The organism is Acidobacteriota bacterium (assembly GCA_029861955.1).
Classification (GTDB): domain Bacteria; phylum Acidobacteriota; class Polarisedimenticolia; order Polarisedimenticolales; family Polarisedimenticolaceae; genus JAOTYK01.
The window spans coordinates 53,196-72,270 of record JAOTYK010000004.1; the positions used below are offsets into that span (position 1 = coordinate 53,196).

Genomic DNA, 19,075 nt, shown 5'->3' on the forward strand with positions numbered 1-19,075 from the left:
CTCCCGAAGATCGAGGATGATCCACAGGGACGAGTCTATGGGAGAGCGACCAGCGCTTGCAAGACGCGGATCAATGAGTGACGTGCGGACTCCGCCCGATGGAGCGAACGGGAAGCGGTCGTCGACTGGGCGAACGGACGAGGCGCGTGCGGGCGAACAGCTTACGGAGCCGCGTTTTCGCCTGACACTCGATCTGCCGCACACGCTCCCGGCTGATGCTCATCATCTCGCCGATCTCCTTGAGGGTGAGCTGTGGGCCGCCGGACATACCGAATCGATGGTAGAGAACGATCTTCTCCTGCTGCGTGAGGTGATGCATCGCCTCTTCGACCAGGTTGTTGGCCTCGCGACGGATCAGACTCTCTTCGGGGCTGTGGGAGGTGTCGTCTACGAGGTAATCGGAAATCGGCGTCTCACGGTCCTTGCCGACCTTGTCGTCCAGGCTCATCTCGCGAAGGCTGAACTGCAGGACCTGGTCGATCTTCGCGACGCTGCGCTCCAGACTCGTGGAGATCTCTTCCCGGGTCGCCTTCCGACCCAGGCTGCGGCGAAGGATGTTCTCGGTGTCGCGGATCTCGCGGACCTTCTTCATCTGGTAGGTCGGGACCCGGACCAGACTGGAATGCTCGCTGAGGGATTTCAGGATCGACTTACGGATCCACCAGATGGCGTAGGTGATGAACTTGGTGCCCTTGGCGTCGTCGTAACGCTGGGCGGCCTCGATCAGACCGAGGTTGCCCTCGTTGAGCAGATCTTCGAACGGGAGGCCGAGGTTGCGATACTCGCTGGCGACCTTGACGACGAAACTCAGATTGGACTCGATCAACTCATTCAAGGAGTCCTTGCAGCCCTGCTTCACATTGCGTGCAAGATCCTGTTCTTGTTCCTTGGTGAGAAGTGGGTAATCGCGGATCTCGGAGAAGTAACGCGACAGAAGAGTCCGATCCTTCGTCGTAGAATTCAATGTGTGTAGCCCCTAGTAGGTCCCGGTGCCGCGCAATGACTGGGGGGAGTCGTCGTTCGGTAACCGGAACTAGCCCAAAACCGCTTGACCCACCCGCTGGGTCACGGTACGTACCCGTCGCCGTTGTTTAGTTTGTTTCTTGGCCTCCGCCCCGAGGTAGCGACATCTCGGCGGGGCAGATGGGATCGAGGCAGGCAGACGCACGGGCAACAAGGATCCAAACGGATTCATTGTGTCGTGTCGTCGAGTCACGCGCCCCCCCTAGAGCATGTCGTTGTTGTGTGCTCGGTACCCGTCGAGACATCACACATCGCACATACCGGGTCGATTGCAATAGTGTATGCACCGCATTGCACAGTGTCAACAGTCATGAATTAACGAAAACCCCTGTCAGCTCTGGGTTTTAGGCGTTTTATGGGTTTGCTTCCGTCGCGCTTGCGGACCGACGCCTGAGGTCGTCGACGTGAACAACGTTCAGCGGGTTCAGTGGGTCCAGCGGTCGGTGTCCTGCTTGTCCATGACCTTGAACCGACGTCGCTGATACTTCCAACGCAGCTCTCGGTAGAACTCCCCCACCCGCCAGATACGCTTCAGGTAGGCGAAGCCGACAATGGCGCCGCCCAGATGGGCTGCATGGGAGACCCGGTCCCCCGGCTGGCTGATGGTCGACATCAAGGTGATGACGAACATGATCAGCACCATCGTTCGGGCCTTCACCGGGAACAGCATCATCATCAGGACGGTCCGCTCGCCGAAGATCACCCCGTAGGCCGTCATGACACCAAAAATCGCTCCGGACGCACCGATTGTAGGAATCATCACGGAGCTGGCGGGAATCAGATAGGCCAGCACGACGATGAAGAAGGCCCCACCCAGGCCGGAGACGATGTAAAAACGGAGGAAGGCCGGCCCACCCCAGCGCCGCTCCAGATCGCCACCAAACATCCATAACATCAACATGTTAAACAGGATGTGGGTGAATCCGCCGTGGAGCAGCATGTAGGTCAGGGGCTGCCAGACAAATCCGTGGACGAACTTATAGGGAACGATTCCGAAGTTGAGCGCCAGGTAGACCCCGAACTGCTTGAAGAGGAAATCCACCACGTACATGGCCACGGTGGTGACGATGATCGCCTTGACCATCGGCGTGACACCGGGAAGCCCGATCTGAATGCCGCCGCCCGGCCGAGAAGGGCCCTGTCGGTAATAGCTCATCGATCCATCCGGGTTGCGTCGTAGGAACTCAGGGGGAAAACGTCCGTCAATCGATTCATGGGACGGGGGTTAAGGTCGGTGAGAGGTTCTGGCAAGGTGGTTCCGATGGATTTCGAGGATATCCCGACGCCACGGACGGCGTCAATCGGTTCCGGGCTTGGCGTCTGGCGCCAGCTAGCCCGGGCCTGTGTGGCCTGTGGTGAGGGGTCGATCGTCGGCGACGAGCTTCTCGCACAAACCGTTCGCGGCTGTGGGGCCCGGCGAGGCTGGCTGGGGCGCCGTCTGGGGGAGAGGTTCCATCCCCTACTCTCTACGGGCGACGGGGCTCCCGCTCGTAGCCTGCTGGACCGCTTCCTCCGCCAGGCCGACCCCATCCAGCTGTACCACGGTCCGCGGTCCCCTCCCGGGGGAGTCGTGATCGCGCGTGTCGACGGCCATGACGACCTGCTCCTGGCGCTGGAGTTTCAGCGACCGTCTCCGCTCTCCACGGCCGACCTGAAGGAGGCGGGCCGGGCCTTCGCGGCGCTCCTGGGCTGGAGCGTCGCGTCCACGCCGGGGGAGCCCCTACCCGGGGCGACCAGGGTTCCCCCGTCGATCGAACCGTGGCTCAGGAAGCTCGCCGCCTGCGACCTGCCGGTCCTCGTCGAGGGCGAGACCGGCGTCGGCAAGGAGGCGGTCAGCCGTGCGATCCACGACTGGAGCGGTCGGCGTCGGGGTCCGTTTGTCGCGGTCAACTGCGCAGCGATCGCCGAGAGCCTGCTGGACGGTGAGATCTTCGGCGTCTGTCGCGGTGCGTACACAGGCGCCGACCGCAACCGTGACGGTCTGCTGGTCGCCGCCGACGGCGGAACGTTGTTCCTCGACGAGATCGGCGAGATGTCCCGCGGCCTGCAGGCAAAACTCCTGCGGGTGCTCCAGGAGTCGACCTTCCGTCCGGTGGGTAGCTCGGTCGAGAGACGGGTGGACGTGAGGGTTGTCGCCGCCACCCACCGGGATCTCACCGACGATCGCTTCCGCGCCGACCTGTTCTTTCGGTTGTCGACGCTGAGCGCCAGCGTGCCACCGCTACGCAAGCGGCTCGACGAGTTGCCGACGATCATCGCCACGCTGGAGTCTCGGATCCGTCGAGAGACCGGCGCAGGTCCCCTGCGGTTCGCCGACGATGGTTGGGGAAGTCTCGTCTGCCATTCGTGGCCCGGCAACATCCGCGAACTGCACGGCGTCCTGGTGCGAGCCACCCTTCGCGCCGACGGTCTCCCGCTGACCGAAGCGCTGCTCTTCCCCGATCGCCCACGGCGGGATTCGAAGAAGACCCGGGCCGAACGACGGTTGATCGAGTCTTCCATTCAGAAGTGCCGCGGGAACCTCGCGGCCACCGCACGAGAGATCGGCTGGTCGCGGCAGAAACTATATCGACGGATGAGGATCGTCGGGATCGGTCGCCATCCCCGCCCCCCCGAATCGCTGCAGGGCCTCCTCCATTCTCCTGAGGCGGAGACTGTGCGGTTCCATCCGCCGCCACAACTCCAGACGACCCCGACAGGCGTCGACGTCACCGGCGGCCAGGGCGGCGACCGCCGCACGCTCGAGATAAAGGGTGCCCCCGAGTTGCACGTCGAAGGCGGCGTCGAAGAACGCCAGCGCGACCCGCGGACGATCCCGTCGTAGGAAGATCTCCCCGCCGAGGCGGGCCAGGTCGGGGTCGCTGTGAATCAACCGATCGATCACCGGCTCATCCGACGAGTCCGCCGCACGATAGAGGGCATCGAACCACTGCACACGGAGGTTCCGACTACCTGCCGCCAACGCGGCGGCGATGTGGTGCGCGCCGTCCTCGTAGTTGCCGACAGACGTCAACAACAACCCCATTCGCTCTGACGTGAACCGCTCTTCCCCACCCTCGACCGGCCACACCCGGGGTCGCTTCGGTGGGCGAAATCCCGGATTCCAGGTCTCCGGTCGCTGCCAATCGATCCGATAACGTTCGAGTGTCGAGGTGGGAACCGACCCCATACGCACGAAGACAACGTGACGAGGATCGACGTAGACGGCAACCCAGTCGGGAGACTTCTCGAGGGCCTGAAACAGCCCCGGACGATCGACCGGGTCCCGCACAAGCACCGTGCCGATCCCGTGACGGGACGCGAATGGGTCCAGGCCCGCGCCGGTCTCGATCATGGGCAAGATCGAGGACAAGACGGACTCGCCGTAGACCTCCAGTCGTCCGTCGACAAGCACCTCGCCGGACCCTCCGATATGGGCCAGGTAACCGCCGTCCCCCAGACCGTGAACGATCGGGCGCGGCAGCTTGGCCTGCTCGATGAACGACCAGGCCTCGATGGGGAAACGGCGATCGCTGATACCGACACCAAACTGCTTATCGCTGTGATTCCGTCGCGCCCACTCACCGCTGACGATCAGCGGAGCACCGATCAAGAGCGCCAGCCAACAGACCGTCGTCACGACGCGATCGACGCGTCGACGACGCCCTTCTGACGCCGTCGCTTCCCATGCCGCCACGTTGGCCACCGTGACGAAACCGGCGACCCAACCGAAGAGCGCGACATTGCGAACGGCCTGCAAGCCGAGATAGAGGAAGACGACCCACAGCCCGATGCGAAACAGCGACCGTCGCCACGGTACGAGGGCGAATGATGCGGCGGAGACCCCCACACAGAGCAGGAACCCGATCGTCCGCGGGTCAGCACGAAACCAGAGTTCGGAGAGGGGTCCGTGGAACTCGCCGATGACACGGTCGAGGTAATGGCCCGACCGAATCTGTGACCAGAGCTGGAAAGGGAACGCCGCGCCCCTGAATCCGTAGGGTGTGGCCAGCAGGGCCAGCCAGGAAAGAACGGCGATGACGAGACCCCGACGATCCCAACGTCCTTCGCGCCGGGTGGTCACGACGTGGAGTGTCTGCACGATCGGGCCCAGGATGGCCAGTGTGTGAAGGTTGCACCAGAGGATCTGGATCGGCACGAGCCAGCCGGACCGCCGATCGCCTGCGGCCTCCCCGCTGCGAAGGAGCCACACGGTCAGCCCGAGAAGAACAAACGTCGCCAGCTCCGGACGGATCGTCAATCGATCGTGGACCGCCAGCAGCAGGACGAGCGCACCCAACCCGCGGGCCGCGGCCGATGTCGTCGCCCCGGCCGCACGCAACCAGAGCCATGCCGCAGCCAGGACCGCCAGTAGCTTCGCCACGATCAGCCCGTGGACACCGGCGACCCGGTAGATCAGTTCGAGCACGACGCAGTAAAGCCAGCGAAGCTCGATCCACGGTCTGCCCGGAAACGCGTAACTGAATGGATCGTGCGTCGGAAGACCGTGATCCAGGATCCAGCGACCGGCGGCCAGTTGCCACCACACGTCGTACGCGATAAGGCGATGGGTCGCGACCAGGGCCAGCAACCCGAGACCGGCCAACCATGCGTGGCGCCGGAGACTAGCGCTGAACGCGGACAACGTCATCGGCGAGTTCGACGTTCCAGTAGGCTTCGTCGAGGAACGTCCGCCACTCCTCGGGGCAGGGCCCCAACCACATGGTTCGGAGCAGAGGGATACCGGCCGGCTTTCGCGGACGTCGGATCATCTTCATCCTGGCCTCGACGGGGGTGCGTGCACCCTTGCGGGTGTTGCACTCGATACAGGCACAGACGACGTTCTCCCAGCAGGACTTTCCACCGCGCGACGTCGGGATCACATGATCGAGATTCAGCTGCCGCTGTACAAACACCTTCCCACAATACTGACAACGATTCCGATCGCGGTAGAAGATGTTCCGTCGAGTGAAGCGCACCTCGCGACTTGGTAGTCGATCGTAGTGCACGAGCTGGATTACCTGGGGAATGAGGATCCGACGGCGGGGCGTTCGGATGACGGGATCGTTGATCCGTGGAACCAGATCGCACCAGTCGTCGAAATCGTAGCTGACGAACTCCTGAGACACCGCGCGGGCCCGACCGGAATAGAACAGGCGAAACGCGCGACGCAGCCCTGTGACCTGCACCGCTTGGTACAACGAGTTGAGCACGAGAACTGCACCGGCGTGTTGGGCCACGGCTTCGTCCTTGCATGAGGCCCTCTCAGCGGGCCAATCGTACGAGCTCTTCGATCAGCGCGGGATAAGCCAACCCCGACGCCTCCCACAGTTTGGGAAACATACTGATCGGGGTGAATCCCGGCAAGGTGTTCACCTCGTTGACCCAGAGATGCCCGAAATCGGGTTCAACCAGAAAGTCGACACGAGCATACCCCGTCAGCCCAAGGACTCGATAGGCCCGAATGGCGGCGTCACGCAGACGGCTCGCGACCTCGACCGGAAGGTCGGCCGGGATATCCAGCCGGGAGTCCCCGCTCTCGTACTTGGCCTCGTAGTCATAGAAGGCGGCCGATGCATGGATCTCGCCGATGGCATCGGCGCAACGCGGCGTCTCGTTGCCGAGGACCGCACACTCGATCTCTCGTGCGGTCAGCCCCAGCTCGACCAGGATCTTGTCGTCAAATGACGCCGCGTAACGAAGGGCGTCGTCCAACTCGGAAGCGTGCTCGACCTTGCGGATGCCGATGGAGGAACCGCCACAGGCCGGCTTGACGAACCACGGCGCAGGTAGACGGCTCGTGACTCGCCTTATAGCTTCGGCGTCGATCTCGTCGGCACGCAGCTCGACCCAGGGACCCACGTCCAACCCGGCGGACTCGAACAACCGTCGGGCGATCGCCTTGTCCATGCCGACGGCGGAACCCAGAAGCCCGGACCCGACACAGCGGATGCCACACCAATCCAGCATCCCCTGGAGACGACCGTCCTCCCCTCCCCAGCCGTGGATCAACGGAAAGACGACGTCCAACTCGATGACGCTCTGCGCGCCGCGGTCGTCGATGAGTCGGACGGGATCCCCCTCACTTCCGGGGGCGAAGACCAGCCGCGAGTCGTCGGCGGCGGAGGTCGCCTGTCGATCGTCACTCTCGAGGATCTCCATCGATCGCTGTGGAGAGAGCCAGCACCCCTCCGCAGTCACCGCCAGCGGGAACCATTCAAGAGACGTCTGCCGGAGAGCCGCGGCGACACCTCGAGCCGAGACGAGGGAGACCTCATGTTCGTTGGAGGGCCCACCGAACAGCAACCCGACGCGTCCGACCCGGCCGGGAGTTCCCCGCCTGGCTATCGACATGCAGCATCCCTCACGACGATCAGAGCTTAGCGATCCGACAGTAGTGAGCGTAACACCGAAACCGTCTCGTCCGACAGCCGAGTCGAACGGTGGATTTCCTTGCCGTCCGCATCGAAGACGATATGGGTCGGCAGGTCGTCGGCAGAAAGCCGGGTTGAGGCGACGCCCTCTTCATCGAACACGAGTCGACCGGGGACGTTCTCGCGATCGGCAAACTGTTTGAGGCGCTCCATGTCGTGACGATCCTGCACGGCGATCACCACCAGTCGGTAGCCGCGCTCCTGCCACCGGGCATGGAGGTCCGAGAGCGCGTCGAGCTCGTCGACGCAGTGGGGACACCAGGTTGCGAAGAACACCACGTGGAGCGCCGCCGACCCGTGACGAATCTCCTGTGTCTTGCCCGTGACGGGATCCGGGAGCGAGATCGACACGCCGTCTTCGGCGAACACGACGCCTACGCTCAACAGCGCCAACGCGAGAACGGTGAGTCCCGTACCTCGAACGAAGCGACCTACATCCATAGTCGCACCGCCTTGTAGAAGAAGAAGGCCGCCGCGGCCAACATCCCCACGGCAAACAGCATCTTGACTCGGTCCATCCAGACACCGGCTTTCGGTAGCCCGGCGAGAAGACCGGAAAAGATGCCCAGCAACATCAGGAGCGTGCTGAGTCCGACGGCGAAGACCAGGAGCAGTGTCCCGCCCCAGAGAACGTTGCGGGTCTGCCCGACGTAGAGCAGCAGAACGAAGAGCACCGGTGCCGTACAGGGCGCCGCGACAAAACCCGCAGCCGCCCCCATCATCAGTGCACCGCCGAAGCCGCCACGCTGCACACCGCTACTCTGTGTGCGCGCCGCCAGGCCCGGCACGGGGATGTTGATCTTGCCGATCATCGCCAGGGCAAAGACGGCGATCAGGATTGCCACCGACGCGTAGATCCACGGCGATTGCGTCCACTTGCCGAACGTCTTGCCGAGTAGTGCCGCCGCCATTCCCAGCGCGGCGTAGATCAACGCCATGCCGGCGACGTAGAACATCGACAACGAAAACGCTCGTCGGCGATCGCCGCCGGAGGCGCCACCGATGAACGTCACGGTCACCGGAATCATCGGGTAGACGCAGGGCGTGAAACTTGTCAGGACCCCGGCCGCGTAGACGACGAGGAGCGACCCCGCCGAGCCGGTCTTCAGTTGCGCGTTCAGCGTTTCGCCGAGCGCGTAACCCCACGACTCGATCAGCTCAAGGAAACCAGCCACTACGCTACACCTGCCCGGATCAGAGGACCCGATCGACCTTGTCGGAGAGCGATTGCTTGGAGTGCAGCCCGACCATCTGGTCCTTGACCTGGCCACCCTGGAACAAGATCAAGGTGGGGACGGACATCACGCCAAACTTGGCGGCGGTGTTGGGAGCCTTATCGACATCGACCTTGCCGATCTTCACTCGGCCTTCGTAGTCGCCGGCCAGCTCGTCGACGATGGGTTCGAGCTTCTTGCAGGGCCCACACCAGGTTGCGGAAAAGTCGACCAGAACCGGTTGATCGGCCTGCATGACCTCGTTGTCAAAATTGCTGTCGTTTAGTTCGACGACCTGACTCATCGTATCTCCTACTGCGTTGTCGTTCATCGTTTGCGTCGGTTTGCCGGAGGGCTCTCCGACGAGATTCAGCGTAGCACGTTCCCTGGAATTACCGCGCTAGAGCTCGTTGACGGAGGGATTGAGGACCTCGGCCTCGACCAGCTGCAACGTACGGATGGGACCAAACAGATTGCCCCGGACACGCATCCGCCTTCCGCGCATCTCCGTGTCGGTCAGGAGACCACGAAACCGTTCGTCATCCAGGCTGATGTTCCATTCCGTTCCGTCATCGGTCACGAGAGTGTTGAGGTGTGCGTGATTCTTGCACCGACGCTGCTGCTCGTACGTCCTGCCGGCCTTCTCGCAGATCGGATCAACCACGGTGACCGTGCCCGACACCGCACGCACGCTGCGGAACGAGAGCCACTCACCGTCGCGCAGACTGGGGATCACCAGAACCGCCAGCAATAACGACGCTGCAACGGCGGCCACGAACGGACGCTGGAACCACGACGACGAGAGTCGTCCGGGAGTCGCGTTCTCGATCACGCCACGAACCCGCGACTCGAGCCCGACCGGTGTTGCGGTGGGCTGCAATCGTTTCTTGAGGGTGGCCAACATCGTGGCCTCGAACTCAAGCGTGAGACCGCAGGGCGGACACGCGTCGGCGTGCTCGAGGAGCGCCTCCTCGCGCTCAGACGAGAGCTCGTTCTGCTGGAAGTGGTACAGCCACTCTTTGAAATTCTTGCAGTTCATCGTCTACGGCACCTTTTCCGCCCTATCACTCCGAAACATCCATGGTGGAGCGGATTATTCCCTTCCGATGGGCGTATTCAAATAGCTTGGCCTGGAGCAGCTTTCGGCCCCGATGCAGCCGGCTCATGACCGTCCCCAGCGGGATAGACAACGCGTGGGAGATCTCCTTGTAGGACATCTCCTGAACCAGAGCCAGCAGGACGACGGTTCGGTATTCCTCGGGGATGGCTGCGATCGCCTCCTCCACCTCGCCGTCCAGAACCCCATCCATCACGATCGCTTCCGGCGAGGCCGGCTGACGGTCATGGAGGAACTGTTTGTCCACCACCTTCTCGTACGCGGTCTCCAGCTTGTCCAACTCGACCTCGTCGGGTCGAACCTTCGCCGCGCGATAGCGATTGATGAACGTGTTGCGCAGGATCCGAAACAGCCAGGCCTTGACGTGCGTTCCACGCTGGTAGGAGTCGAAGAAGCGATAGGCGCGAAGATAGGTCTCCTGCACCAGGTCCTCGGCGTCCTTCGGGTTGCGTGTCAGATTGAGGGCCAGATTGAAGAGCGGGTTGAGAAGTGGCAGCGCCACCTCCTCGAACTCAGCCTTTCGGCCGTGCGTCACCTGTTCCATTCGTTGGCGACCCCTTCTCCCGTCCCCTGGTGGAGGTACGCTACAACGTGCAGCGGAGGACGGTCAAACGCTCTGCTACGATGCGTCCGGGATGGGACGGGAACAGCGACTATGAGTGCTAAATCCGATCTTCTGTTCGTGGACGGCTCCCAGGGAGCCGCAGGCGACATGTTGCTGGGAGCCCTGGTCGACCTCGGCGTCTCGACGGCCGGCCTCCGTCGTGCGTTCAAGGAGTTACCCGTCGACGGCTGGACGCTGCGATCGTCTTCGATCGTACGGACCGCCCTTGCGGGACGACGCGTCTCGATCGGCGTCAAGGGTCGCCAACCGGGGCGTGGTTGGCGAGACCTGCGACGCATCCTCAAGAAGGCCGGCGGACTCTCCGATGCTGTCCGCGATCGATCTCTGGATGTCTTTCGTCGACTCCTGGAGGCGGAGGCCGATGTACACGGGAGCAGCTTCGAGAAGGTCCACCTCCATGAAGCCGGCGGTGTTGACGCCATCCTGGATGTGGTCGGCGTCTGCTGGGCCCTGGAACAACTTGGCGAGCCGACCGTCGTCTGCTCTCCGCTGACAACGGGGTTCGGGTCGGTCGACTGCGCTCACGGTCGCTACCCCGTGCCGGCACCAGCGACCCTGGCGTTGGTGCGTGGCGTCCCGGTTCAGGCCGGAACCCTGGAGATGGAACGACTGACGCCGACCGGCGCCGCCCTACTGACGACCTTGACCGCTCGCTGGGAGTCGATGCCTGCCATGCTCCCGGCACGCATCGGCTACGGTGCCGGCTCCGCGTCCCCGCCGGGCATCCCCAACATGCTACGGGTGGTCCTCGGACAGTCCCTGGGCCAACCGGACGACGGCGACTCCTCCACACCCGACGTCCTCGTCCTCGAGTGCTCGGTGGATGACGCAACACCCCAGGCACTGGCCTATGCGGCGGAGTGTCTCTTCGAGGTCGGGGCACTGGATGTCACGTTCACGCCCCTGACGATGAAGAAGGGGCGACCGGGACACGGCATCACCGTCCTGGCGAAGGTGTCGGACTACGGCGAGATGTTACGGGTGCTCTACCGAGAGACGACGACGATCGGCGTCCGTCATCGTGTCGAGCAGAGAGCCGTGGCCGATCGAGAGATGACCACGGTTCCCACACCGTACGGAAAGATCGAAGTCAAGATCGCGACCCTCGAAGGGGCGATCATCAATGTCTGGCCGGAATACGAGTCGGCGGCACGTGCTGCGCGTCGACATCGGGTCCCGCTGGCGACGGTCCAGCAGGCCGCCGTTACCGGGTATCGTGCCCCGGGGCGTAATAAGAAGAACAGGAGAAAACGATGAGCGACGAACCCATGGTTCCCGAGAACACACCGAAAGCCGAAGAGCCCAAGCCGGATCCGAAGATCTCCATCAACAAGTTCTTCGAAACCGAACTGCGGGTTGCTCGAATCCTTGAAGCGGAACGGGTGGAGAATGCCGACCGGTTGTTGAAACTCCAGATCGACCTGGGAACCGAGCGTCGTCAGCTGGTCGCCGGCATCGCCGAGTCCTACACACCCGAGTCGTTGATCGGCAGGTCGATCATCGTGGTCGCCAATCTGAAGCCGGCACGGATCCGCGGTGTCGATAGTGACGGAATGCTGTTGGCCGCGACGGTCGATGGACGTGCGGTCCTTGCGTCGTTCGACGGGGAGATCCCACCGGGGACCCAGGTCGGTTAGGCCTGAACCGCAGCAATCGCTGCGGCCATCACGATGTCGTCCACCGTCGCGCCGCGGGAAAGATCGTTGAAGGGTGCCCGCAGTCCCTGGACCAGCGGCCCCACCGCCTGCGCCCCACCTAGACGCTCTGCCAGCTTGTAGCCGATGTTGCCGGAGTTCAGGTCCGGGAAGATCAACACGTTGGCCTGTCCCTCCAGGGGACTCGCATTCGCCTTGGTCGCCGCGACCTCCGGCACGATGGCGGCGTCCAGTTGCAACTCGCCATCGAAGAGGAAATCGGGGGACTGCTCCGCGATCAGGTTTCGTGCCTCGCGCACGCGAGTCACCGACGGATCCGTCGCGCTGCCGTGGGTCGAGAACGACAGTAACGCGACCTTCGGCTGTTCATCGGTCAGTTGGCGGTAACTGCGGGCCGTCGCCGTGGCGATCTCCGCAAGCTGCGCCGCATCGGGCGACGGGACCAACCCGCAATCGGCGAATGCCAGCAGCCGCTGACCGCCGGCCGTCGGTGCCGGAAGCTCGATCATGAAAAACGACGAGACCGTCCGGACGCCCTCCCCCGCGCCGAGGATCTGCAACGCCGCGCGAAGAATGTCCGAGGTCGCATGACAGGCACCTGCCACCGCACCTTCGGCCTCGCCCATCCGCACCATCGCAGCCGCAACGTAGAGCGGGTCCGTCAGCCAGCGCTCGTGGACCTCGGGCCTGGAGTCCTTACCACTGCGGGCCTCGTCCATCTCCCGGGTCAAACGGTCGCGGGAGACCGTACCGAGGTCCGTCGCCGATAACACGATCGGCTGGACGATCTTCCTTTCTCGGAGAATCTCCGCGGCGGCCTGAATCCGTGGATCCTCGCCTTCCGGCAAGACGATGCGTCGGCCCGTCAGGGCCGTGAGGTCGGTGGCCCGCTGCAGGATGGCGTCGAGACGATTCATGGCGGCGGCATGATATCAGCCCGTGGGGGCCGAACTCTCCGCCGGTAATACGTCAACATCACGGCGAGCACCACCGGCGGCAGGTACTCCACCAGCAAGACCCAGTTCTCCGGTGACCCCGTAGCGTTGCGGTAGACCAGAGGAATCAACATGGCCCACAACAGCACCGGCCAATCGGCTCTGGCCGCCGCCAGCGGCAGCAACCAGATCAGGTACCAGGGGTGAATCGTCGGTTGCAGCAACATCACACCAAGAACGATTGTGTACAGCTCGTCCACCAATGAACCGCTACGCCGGCGAACACAGAGCAGGATCCACGCGACTCCCGCAATGACCAACGTCAACCGTGCAAGGTCCTGCGGATAGACACGTTGGTAAAGGGACGTCACGTCGGCACGATCGCCGATTCGGATCTGCAGGTCAGCGATGCCCGTCTTCAGCGTCTCGGTCAGGTCGACGGCTCCATACGCCGCGAGGAGCATCTCGAACACCGGGCCGTTCCCCTGCCACCGTTCGGCGTAAACGCGGGTGCCGTCGGGAATCGTCGGACCGGTCGCCGCGTAGGGCACGGCAATCACGACAGCCAGCAATAGACCGATACCCAGATGACGCGGCCTGACCCTTCGGATCAGCGACAGCAACCAGACCAGCGGCAACAACTTGACCCCAACACCCGCGACCAGTGCCGCCGTTCCCCGAGCCCGCTTCCCATCGAAGATCGAGACGATGAACAACATCGCGAACCATCCACCGAGCACATCGAGGTGTCCGCTCCCCGCCCCCTCCAGGATCGCCAGCGGGTTCCACGCATAGAGCAGCAGTCGCTCCGGCGGCGCGCGGAGCCGTCGGATCAGACCGCAAAGGAGGAGAACGGCCAGGAAATCGACCCCACCGAACATCAGCCGGAACCCCAGCGGGCCCAGACCCACCTTCGCGAGCGCCGCGAACACCATCTGCGCCAACGGCGGATAGACCGTCTTGATCTCCCGGTGGTTGATCCGCTCCCAGTCCTCGTCCCTCAGGTCTGCAAGTTCCGGCGCGTCGGGCGCGTAGCGGTAGGGATGGTGTCCCGCCGCCTGGACGCGCCCGTCCCAGACGTAACGGTAGACATCATCCGAGAGGGACGGCTCGCCCCACGGCGCCACGAGACGGAACAGGAGGGCAAACGCCAGCACCCATCGCATCGGCAGGGGCCGACCGCGCTGGAGGAACCAGGCCGTCAGCGTCAGCCCCCAGAGCAGCAGGAACGTCGGGTAGAACAGGAGCCAATGCTCCCGCAGATCCCCGGCGAGAGCGAGAATCAGATAGATCGGGCCACAGATCGACCCGATGACGAGAATATTGAACCGTCGCTTCACGTTCTCACGGTGGAGGGAGCCCCGTCGGCGAGGTTACCATGGGGCCCAGACCGAAACGAGGGGACCGAATCGATGTTCGAGAACTGGACCCACCTGCAGATCGCGGTGACGGGTCTCTATTTCGTGATCCTGTTGATGCTGTCGACCTATGGGGCCCACCGTTGGTACCTGGTCTGGCTCTACCGAAGGCATCGACGACCGTCGCTGCCGCCGGCCGCGGACGACGTGACGCTTCCGTCGCTCACGGTTCAGCTCCCCCTGTTCAATGAGATGTACGTCGCCGAGCGATTGATCGATGCGGTCTGTCGCCTGGACTATCCCCGGCATCTGCTGCAGATCCAGGTGCTCGACGACTCGACCGACGAGACGACGAGACTCGTCGAGGAGGTTGTCGAGCGGAAGCGTCGTCTCGGGTTCGACATCCAACTCCTCCATCGCGACGACCGATCGGGGTTCAAGGCCGGCGCACTGGCCGCAGGCCTGGCCTCGGCCCGTGGAGAGATGATCGCGATCTTCGACGCGGACTTTGCACCGGAGCCCGGTTTCGCGAGAGCGCTGGTCCCCTACTTCGAGGATGCCGAGATCGGCATGGTGCAGGCCCGCTGGGGCCACATCAACGCGCACCATTCGGCGCTGACACGAATCCAGTCGATGTTCCTGGACGGTCATTTCGTCATCGAGCATACGGCCCGCAACCGCTCCGGGCGGTTCTTCAACTTCAACGGCACCGCGGGCGTCTGGCGACGAGCCTGTATCGACGACGCCGGTGGCTGGCAGCACGATACGTTGACCGAGGATCTGGACCTCTCCTACCGTGCCCAGTTGCGTGGATGGAAATTCGTATACGTTCCCGAGCATGTGGCTCCGGCGGAACTCCCGGTGGAGATGACGGCGTTCAAGACTCAGCAGCATCGCTGGGCCAAGGGCTCGATCCAGACCGCCAAGAAACTGCTGCCGGAGATCCTGCGAAGTCGGCTTCCGTTTCGCATCAAGCTGGAGGCGACGGTTCATCTGACGGCCAACATCGGTTACCTGCTGATGGTGCTGCTGGCGGTTTTGATCGTGCCGGCCGTCTGGTATCGGAGTGAGATCTCCCACTGGTGGGTCGCGGCCGTCGACCTTCCGCTGTTCACCCTATCAACGTTGTCGGTGGCCGCGTTCTACGGGACGGCCCAGTCGATGGCGCTGGGTGGACGTTGGCGCGGAACGCTACGTTGGCTGCCGGCGCTGATGGCCCTTGGTATCGGCCTGTCGATCAACAACTGTCGCGCGGTGATCGAAGCGCTGGTGGGTCACAAGACGCCGTTCCGTCGGACGCCGAAGTACAACCTTCAGTCTCGACAGGCGTTGAGTTCACGCCGCTACCGTGGATCGGTCAACCTCGACACCGTCATCGAATCGCTGTTCTCGATCTACTTCGGTGGCGCAGTCCTGAAAGCGATGCAGGATGGTCTGTGGGGTGCGGTCCCGTTCCTCTTGCTCTTCGCGCTTGGCTATGGGTACACGTCGATACTGACGTTGGTCCAGGCAAGCCGGACCAGCCGGCTGACTCAGCCCCAGTCGTAGAACGGCACCGGGCGACCGACGGATAGGTCGGCGCCCTCCTCCGGCGTGCGGATACAACCGTTGGCCCGGCTGAGAGCCAGCACGTCGCCACTCCCCGTCGAGGCGACGGGCTCGACCACCCGCCCGGCTGCCGTCTCCCGACGACGCGCCAGATGGAATGTCGTGCGACCCGCCTTGGCCTTGAACGCTGTCGCCAACGGAGTGTCCCGGCACTGGGCTTCGAATGTGGCTTCCCCCGCCAGCCGCCGAAGGACCGGCTCGCCGAACAGTCGGAAGCCAACGTAGGCCGACAGCGGGTTGCCCGGCAGGGCCAGGACGATCTGCGCACGGCCCTCGTGTTGACGACGCCCGGCGAGTATCGGCTTGCCGGGTTTCATCCGGATGCCGTGAAACAACGTCTCGACGCCGCAATCGGCAAGTGCCTCCGCGACAAGATCGTACTCCCCCACCGAGACCCCGCCTGACAGCAGCAGGAGATCCCGCTGCAGACCCTCGTGGATCGCCTGACGTAAGCTGCCGGCATCATCGGCGACCACACCAAGCGGCTCTGCGGTGAAGCCACACGCCGCGACCTGAGCCTGCAGCATGAGGGCGTTGGAATTTCGCACCTGATAGGACTGCGGCGACGACGTCACCGGGACGATCTCGTCGCCGGTCGAGAGGATGGCAGTGCTCGGGCGGCGGATCACACGAACCGGGTCACGGCCGACGGTCGCCAAGGCGGCGATCTCCGCCGGACGAATCGGAATGCCGGCGTCAAGGACGAGCTCGCCTTCGGTTCGATCGGAGGCCCGATGACGAACATGCTGACCGACGCGTGCCTCACGGTTGATGACAACGGTTCCCGCGTCACGATCCTCGACCGTATCTTCCACCATCACGACGGCGTCGGCACCCCGGGGCATGCTTGCACCGGTGAAGATGCGACAGGCATGACCGGGCTGGACCTCGACCCCTACCGGATCTGCGCCTGCGGCCACCTCACCCTGAACGTTCAGGGTGACCGACGCGCCGGAGGTATCGGCGGCGCGAACCGCGAAGCCGTCCATCGCCGAACGATCCGACGGTGGATAATCGCGATCGCAGTGAACGCTCTCGGCCAGGTAGGACCCGAGGGACTCGATCAGGGGGCGGTCTTCGATGGCGAGCGGGCGGACGGCCTCGTCGAGTAGACGCCAGGCCTCCTCGAGACGGATCACCGCGCCGAGCCGTTTCGGGTTGCGTCGAGGACCCGTGGAATGCCGCGAAGATCCGGACGAATCTGAATGTCGCCGAACCCGGCTTCTGCGAAGTAACGCGCAACGGCAGCATCCTGCCCGAAGCCGAACTCCAGCAGCACCCTTCCCGAGGGCTTGAGGCTGCGATGGGCGATCATGGACAGGACGCGAAAGGCCTCGAGACCTGTGGGCCCCGAGACGAGGGCCTCGTACGGCTCGTGGTCCCGCACCTCGGGCTCGAGATCCTTGTGATCGTCTGCCCGGACATACGGCGGATTGCTGATCACCGCGTCGAAGCGGCCGTACCATCCCGCCGGCGGTTTAGAGAAATCTCCGAGATGCCACTTGATCCGGTCGGCGACGCCGTTCTTCTTTGCGTTACGACGCGCGATGTCCAGCGCGACCTCGGAGCGATCGATGGCGTCGATGCGCCACGACGGTCGTGCATGGGCCAGCGCGATCGCGATACAGCCACTGCCCGTACCCAGATCGGCGACACGACACTCTCCCCTGGGGAGTTGACGCAACGCGTGTTCGACCAACGCCTCCGTCTCGGGTCGCGGAATCAGCACATCCGGTGTGACCTCGATCGTGACATCGTGAAACGGCTGAGACTTCAGGATATGTTGGAGCGGTTCGCGGTTCAGCCGACGCTGTACCATCGCCTCGAACTTCTCGATTCTTGATTTCGTGAGCGTGTCGTCGCGTCGTGTGTAGAGTCCGCCTCGGTCGCAACCGGCGATCTCCGCCATCAAGTACTCGGCGTGCAGGCGGGCTTCCCGAAGCGACGCATCCGCCATTCTCTGGACCGCCCCCTCCAGGACCGCCCCGAGGCGTGCTGCTGATTCCCCCCTCATGCCCCCTCCGCCTTAGCTCTGGACCTCTTGTCGCAGGAGTTCCGCCTGATCGTGGGCCACGAGGGCCTCGAAGATGGGGCCGATCTCACCGTCCATCACTGCGGGGAGATTATGGACCGTCAGAGAGATGCGGTGGTCGGTAATCCGACTCTGGGGGAAATTGTAGGTGCGGATCTTCTCGGATCGATCCCCACCACCGACCATGCCGCGACGCTCCTCGGCGATGGCATCGTGCTGCTCCTGCTGCATCTTGTCGTAAAGCCGGGAACGCAGGACCTTGAGGGCGCTGGCCTTGTTCTTGTGCCATGACTTCTCGTCCTGACACTGCACGACGAGACCGGTCGGCAGGTGGGTGATTCGCACCGCGGACTGAGTCGTGTTGACACTCTGGCCACCGGGACCCGACGAACAGAACGTGTCGATCCGTAGCTCTTTTTCCGCCAGATCGACCTCGACGTCTTCCGCTTCCGGGAGGACCGCCACGGTCACCGCTGACGTGTGAATCCGACCCTGGGCCTCGGTCTCCGGGACGCGCTGCACCCGATGGACTCCCGACTCGTACTTCAGCTGACTGTAGACGCCGGTGCCCTCGACCATCGCGATCACTTCCTTGACACCACCGACGCTGCTGGCGGAGATGTCGGTCGTCCGCACCTTCCAGTTACGCCCCTCGGCGTAACGCGTGTACATCCGAAACAACTCCGCTGCGAAGAGGCTGGCCTCATCGCCACCGGCACCGGCGCGGATCTCCAGCACGACGTTTTTGTCGTCGTTGGGATCCTTGGGTAGGAGTAGAAGCCGGATCTCGTGTTCGATCGACTTCAGTTGAGACTCGAGAGTCTTGACCTCGTCAGCGGCCATGGCGCGCATCTCAGCGTCGCCGGCGGTCTCGAGGAGCTCACCGGCCCCCTCCAGGTCCGACTGCACCTGTCGGCACTCGCGATACTTGCCGACGATCGGTTCGAGGTCGGCGTAGGAGCGAGTCAGGCGTCGATAACGATCCATGTCCGACGTGACCTCGGGGTCCGCCAGGTTCGCAGACAACTCCTCGGATCGCTGTACCAGCGACTGGAGTTTGCTATCGAGTTTCGGATCGAGAGTACCGGCCATGGT

The 19,075-nt window shown here is 63.7% G+C and carries 18 protein-coding genes; 4 read left to right on the forward strand and 14 right to left on the reverse strand.

Annotated elements, in window-relative coordinates:
- Window positions 1–70 precede the first annotated feature (70 nt).
- Window positions 71–964 (reverse strand): RNA polymerase sigma factor RpoD/SigA, encoded by an 894-nt coding sequence (locus OES25_02815; protein ID MDH3626575.1) that lies wholly within the window; start codon window positions 962–964, stop codon window positions 71–73.
- Between the two features lie 483 nt (window positions 965–1,447).
- The gene (locus tag OES25_02820) at window positions 1,448–2,179 is read right to left on the reverse strand and encodes a rhomboid family intramembrane serine protease (protein ID MDH3626576.1); all 732 of its coding nucleotides are present in this window, start codon (window positions 2,177–2,179) and stop codon (window positions 1,448–1,450) included.
- 105 nt (window positions 2,180–2,284) lie between these two features.
- Between OES25_02820 and OES25_02825 the strand changes: the two genes are divergently transcribed.
- Window positions 2,285–3,847 (forward strand): sigma 54-interacting transcriptional regulator, encoded by a 1,563-nt coding sequence (locus OES25_02825; GenBank protein ID MDH3626577.1) that lies wholly within the window; start codon window positions 2,285–2,287, stop codon window positions 3,845–3,847.
- A gap of 1,780 nt (window positions 3,848–5,627) precedes the next feature.
- Here the strand turns inward: OES25_02825 and OES25_02830 are convergent.
- The 7 genes from OES25_02830 to OES25_02860 form a co-directional block, all read right to left on the reverse strand.
- Window positions 5,628–6,242 (reverse strand): HNH endonuclease, encoded by a 615-nt coding sequence (locus OES25_02830; GenBank protein ID MDH3626578.1) that lies wholly within the window; start codon window positions 6,240–6,242, stop codon window positions 5,628–5,630.
- Between the two features lie 25 nt (window positions 6,243–6,267).
- Window positions 6,268–7,356 (reverse strand): D-alanine--D-alanine ligase, encoded by a 1,089-nt coding sequence (locus OES25_02835; GenBank protein ID MDH3626579.1) that lies wholly within the window; start codon window positions 7,354–7,356, stop codon window positions 6,268–6,270.
- Between the two features lie 26 nt (window positions 7,357–7,382).
- Window positions 7,383–7,877 carry a TlpA family protein disulfide reductase gene (locus OES25_02840; GenBank protein ID MDH3626580.1) on the reverse strand — a complete coding sequence of 165 codons (495 nt, stop codon included), beginning with the start codon at window positions 7,875–7,877 and terminating at the stop codon, window positions 7,383–7,385.
- Window positions 7,868–8,611: a sulfite exporter TauE/SafE family protein gene (locus OES25_02845; GenBank protein MDH3626581.1), complete on the reverse strand. Its 744-nt coding sequence runs from the start codon at window positions 8,609–8,611 to the stop codon at window positions 7,868–7,870. Before OES25_02845 ends, OES25_02840 begins: the two co-directional genes overlap by 10 nt.
- 19 nt (window positions 8,612–8,630) lie before the next feature.
- A complete protein-coding gene (trxA, locus tag OES25_02850; GenBank protein ID MDH3626582.1) occupies window positions 8,631–8,954 on the reverse strand; it encodes a thioredoxin in 324 nt (107 codons plus the stop codon).
- 96 nt (window positions 8,955–9,050) lie between these two features.
- Complete coding sequence (locus tag OES25_02855; GenBank protein MDH3626583.1) at window positions 9,051–9,689, reverse strand: zf-HC2 domain-containing protein; 639 nt, start codon at window positions 9,687–9,689, stop codon at window positions 9,051–9,053.
- 25 nt (window positions 9,690–9,714) lie between these two features.
- Window positions 9,715–10,311: a sigma-70 family RNA polymerase sigma factor gene (locus tag OES25_02860; protein ID MDH3626584.1), complete on the reverse strand. Its 597-nt coding sequence runs from the start codon at window positions 10,309–10,311 to the stop codon at window positions 9,715–9,717.
- Between the two features lie 111 nt (window positions 10,312–10,422).
- Here OES25_02860 and larC point away from each other — a divergent pair, with 111 nt between their 5' ends.
- Both larC and metG read left to right on the forward strand, forming a co-directional pair.
- Entirely contained in the window at window positions 10,423–11,649 is a 1,227-nt protein-coding gene (gene larC / locus OES25_02865) for a nickel pincer cofactor biosynthesis protein LarC (protein ID MDH3626585.1), read from the forward strand.
- A complete protein-coding gene (gene metG / locus OES25_02870; protein MDH3626586.1) occupies window positions 11,646–12,029 on the forward strand; it encodes a methionine--tRNA ligase subunit beta in 384 nt (127 codons plus the stop codon). Before larC ends, metG begins: the two co-directional genes overlap by 4 nt.
- Here the strand turns inward: metG and OES25_02875 are convergent.
- Together OES25_02875 and OES25_02880 are read right to left on the reverse strand one after the other, a co-directional pair.
- Window positions 12,026–12,964 carry a phosphotransacetylase gene (locus tag OES25_02875; protein MDH3626587.1) on the reverse strand — a complete coding sequence of 313 codons (939 nt, stop codon included), beginning with the start codon at window positions 12,962–12,964 and terminating at the stop codon, window positions 12,026–12,028. The genes metG and OES25_02875 overlap by 4 nt on opposite strands.
- Window positions 12,961–14,322, reverse strand: coding sequence for a hypothetical protein (locus OES25_02880; protein MDH3626588.1), 1,362 nt, complete (start codon window positions 14,320–14,322; stop codon window positions 12,961–12,963). The genes OES25_02875 and OES25_02880 overlap by 4 nt, the downstream gene beginning before the upstream one ends.
- Window positions 14,323–14,394: 72 nt before the next feature.
- Here OES25_02880 and OES25_02885 point away from each other — a divergent pair, with 72 nt between their 5' ends.
- Window positions 14,395–15,888, forward strand: coding sequence for a glycosyltransferase (locus tag OES25_02885; protein ID MDH3626589.1), 1,494 nt, complete (start codon window positions 14,395–14,397; stop codon window positions 15,886–15,888).
- Here OES25_02885 and OES25_02890 read toward each other — a convergent pair.
- The 3 genes from OES25_02890 to prfA are packed head-to-tail and all read right to left on the reverse strand — an operon-like array spanning window position 15,873 to window position 19,072.
- The gene (locus OES25_02890; protein ID MDH3626590.1) at window positions 15,873–17,087 is read right to left on the reverse strand and encodes a molybdopterin molybdotransferase MoeA; all 1,215 of its coding nucleotides are present in this window, start codon (window positions 17,085–17,087) and stop codon (window positions 15,873–15,875) included. The genes OES25_02885 and OES25_02890 overlap by 16 nt on opposite strands.
- Entirely contained in the window at window positions 17,084–17,962 is an 879-nt protein-coding gene (gene prmC, locus OES25_02895) for a peptide chain release factor N(5)-glutamine methyltransferase (protein ID MDH3626591.1), read from the reverse strand. Before prmC ends, OES25_02890 begins: the two co-directional genes overlap by 4 nt.
- Window positions 17,963–17,974: 12 nt before the next feature.
- Window positions 17,975–19,072 carry a peptide chain release factor 1 gene (prfA, locus tag OES25_02900; protein ID MDH3626592.1) on the reverse strand — a complete coding sequence of 366 codons (1,098 nt, stop codon included), beginning with the start codon at window positions 19,070–19,072 and terminating at the stop codon, window positions 17,975–17,977.
- Window positions 19,073–19,075 lie beyond the last annotated feature (3 nt).

Excerpts from the sequence above, each read along its gene's own strand:
- metG (MDH3626586.1), top strand. The coding sequence starts at position 11,646 with ATGAGCGACGAACCCATGGTTCCCGAGAACACACCGAAAGCCGAAGAG.
- prfA (MDH3626592.1), bottom strand. The coding sequence starts at position 19,072 with ATGGCCGGTACTCTCGATCCGAAACTCGATAGCAAACTCCAGTCGCTG.
- OES25_02825 (MDH3626577.1), top strand. The coding sequence starts at position 2,285 with ATGGATTTCGAGGATATCCCGACGCCACGGACGGCGTCAATCGGTTCC.
- larC (MDH3626585.1), top strand. The coding sequence starts at position 10,423 with ATGAGTGCTAAATCCGATCTTCTGTTCGTGGACGGCTCCCAGGGAGCC.
- OES25_02855 (MDH3626583.1), bottom strand. The coding sequence starts at position 9,689 with ATGAACTGCAAGAATTTCAAAGAGTGGCTGTACCACTTCCAGCAGAAC.
- OES25_02885 (MDH3626589.1), top strand. The coding sequence starts at position 14,395 with ATGTTCGAGAACTGGACCCACCTGCAGATCGCGGTGACGGGTCTCTAT.
- trxA (MDH3626582.1), bottom strand. The coding sequence starts at position 8,954 with ATGAGTCAGGTCGTCGAACTAAACGACAGCAATTTTGACAACGAGGTC.
- OES25_02860 (MDH3626584.1), bottom strand. The coding sequence starts at position 10,311 with ATGGAACAGGTGACGCACGGCCGAAAGGCTGAGTTCGAGGAGGTGGCG.
- prmC (MDH3626591.1), bottom strand. The coding sequence starts at position 17,962 with ATGAGGGGGGAATCAGCAGCACGCCTCGGGGCGGTCCTGGAGGGGGCG.
- OES25_02835 (MDH3626579.1), bottom strand. The coding sequence starts at position 7,356 with ATGTCGATAGCCAGGCGGGGAACTCCCGGCCGGGTCGGACGCGTCGGG.
- OES25_02875 (MDH3626587.1), bottom strand. The coding sequence starts at position 12,964 with ATGAATCGTCTCGACGCCATCCTGCAGCGGGCCACCGACCTCACGGCC.
- OES25_02820 (MDH3626576.1), bottom strand. The coding sequence starts at position 2,179 with ATGAGCTATTACCGACAGGGCCCTTCTCGGCCGGGCGGCGGCATTCAG.
- OES25_02840 (MDH3626580.1), bottom strand. The coding sequence starts at position 7,877 with ATGGATGTAGGTCGCTTCGTTCGAGGTACGGGACTCACCGTTCTCGCG.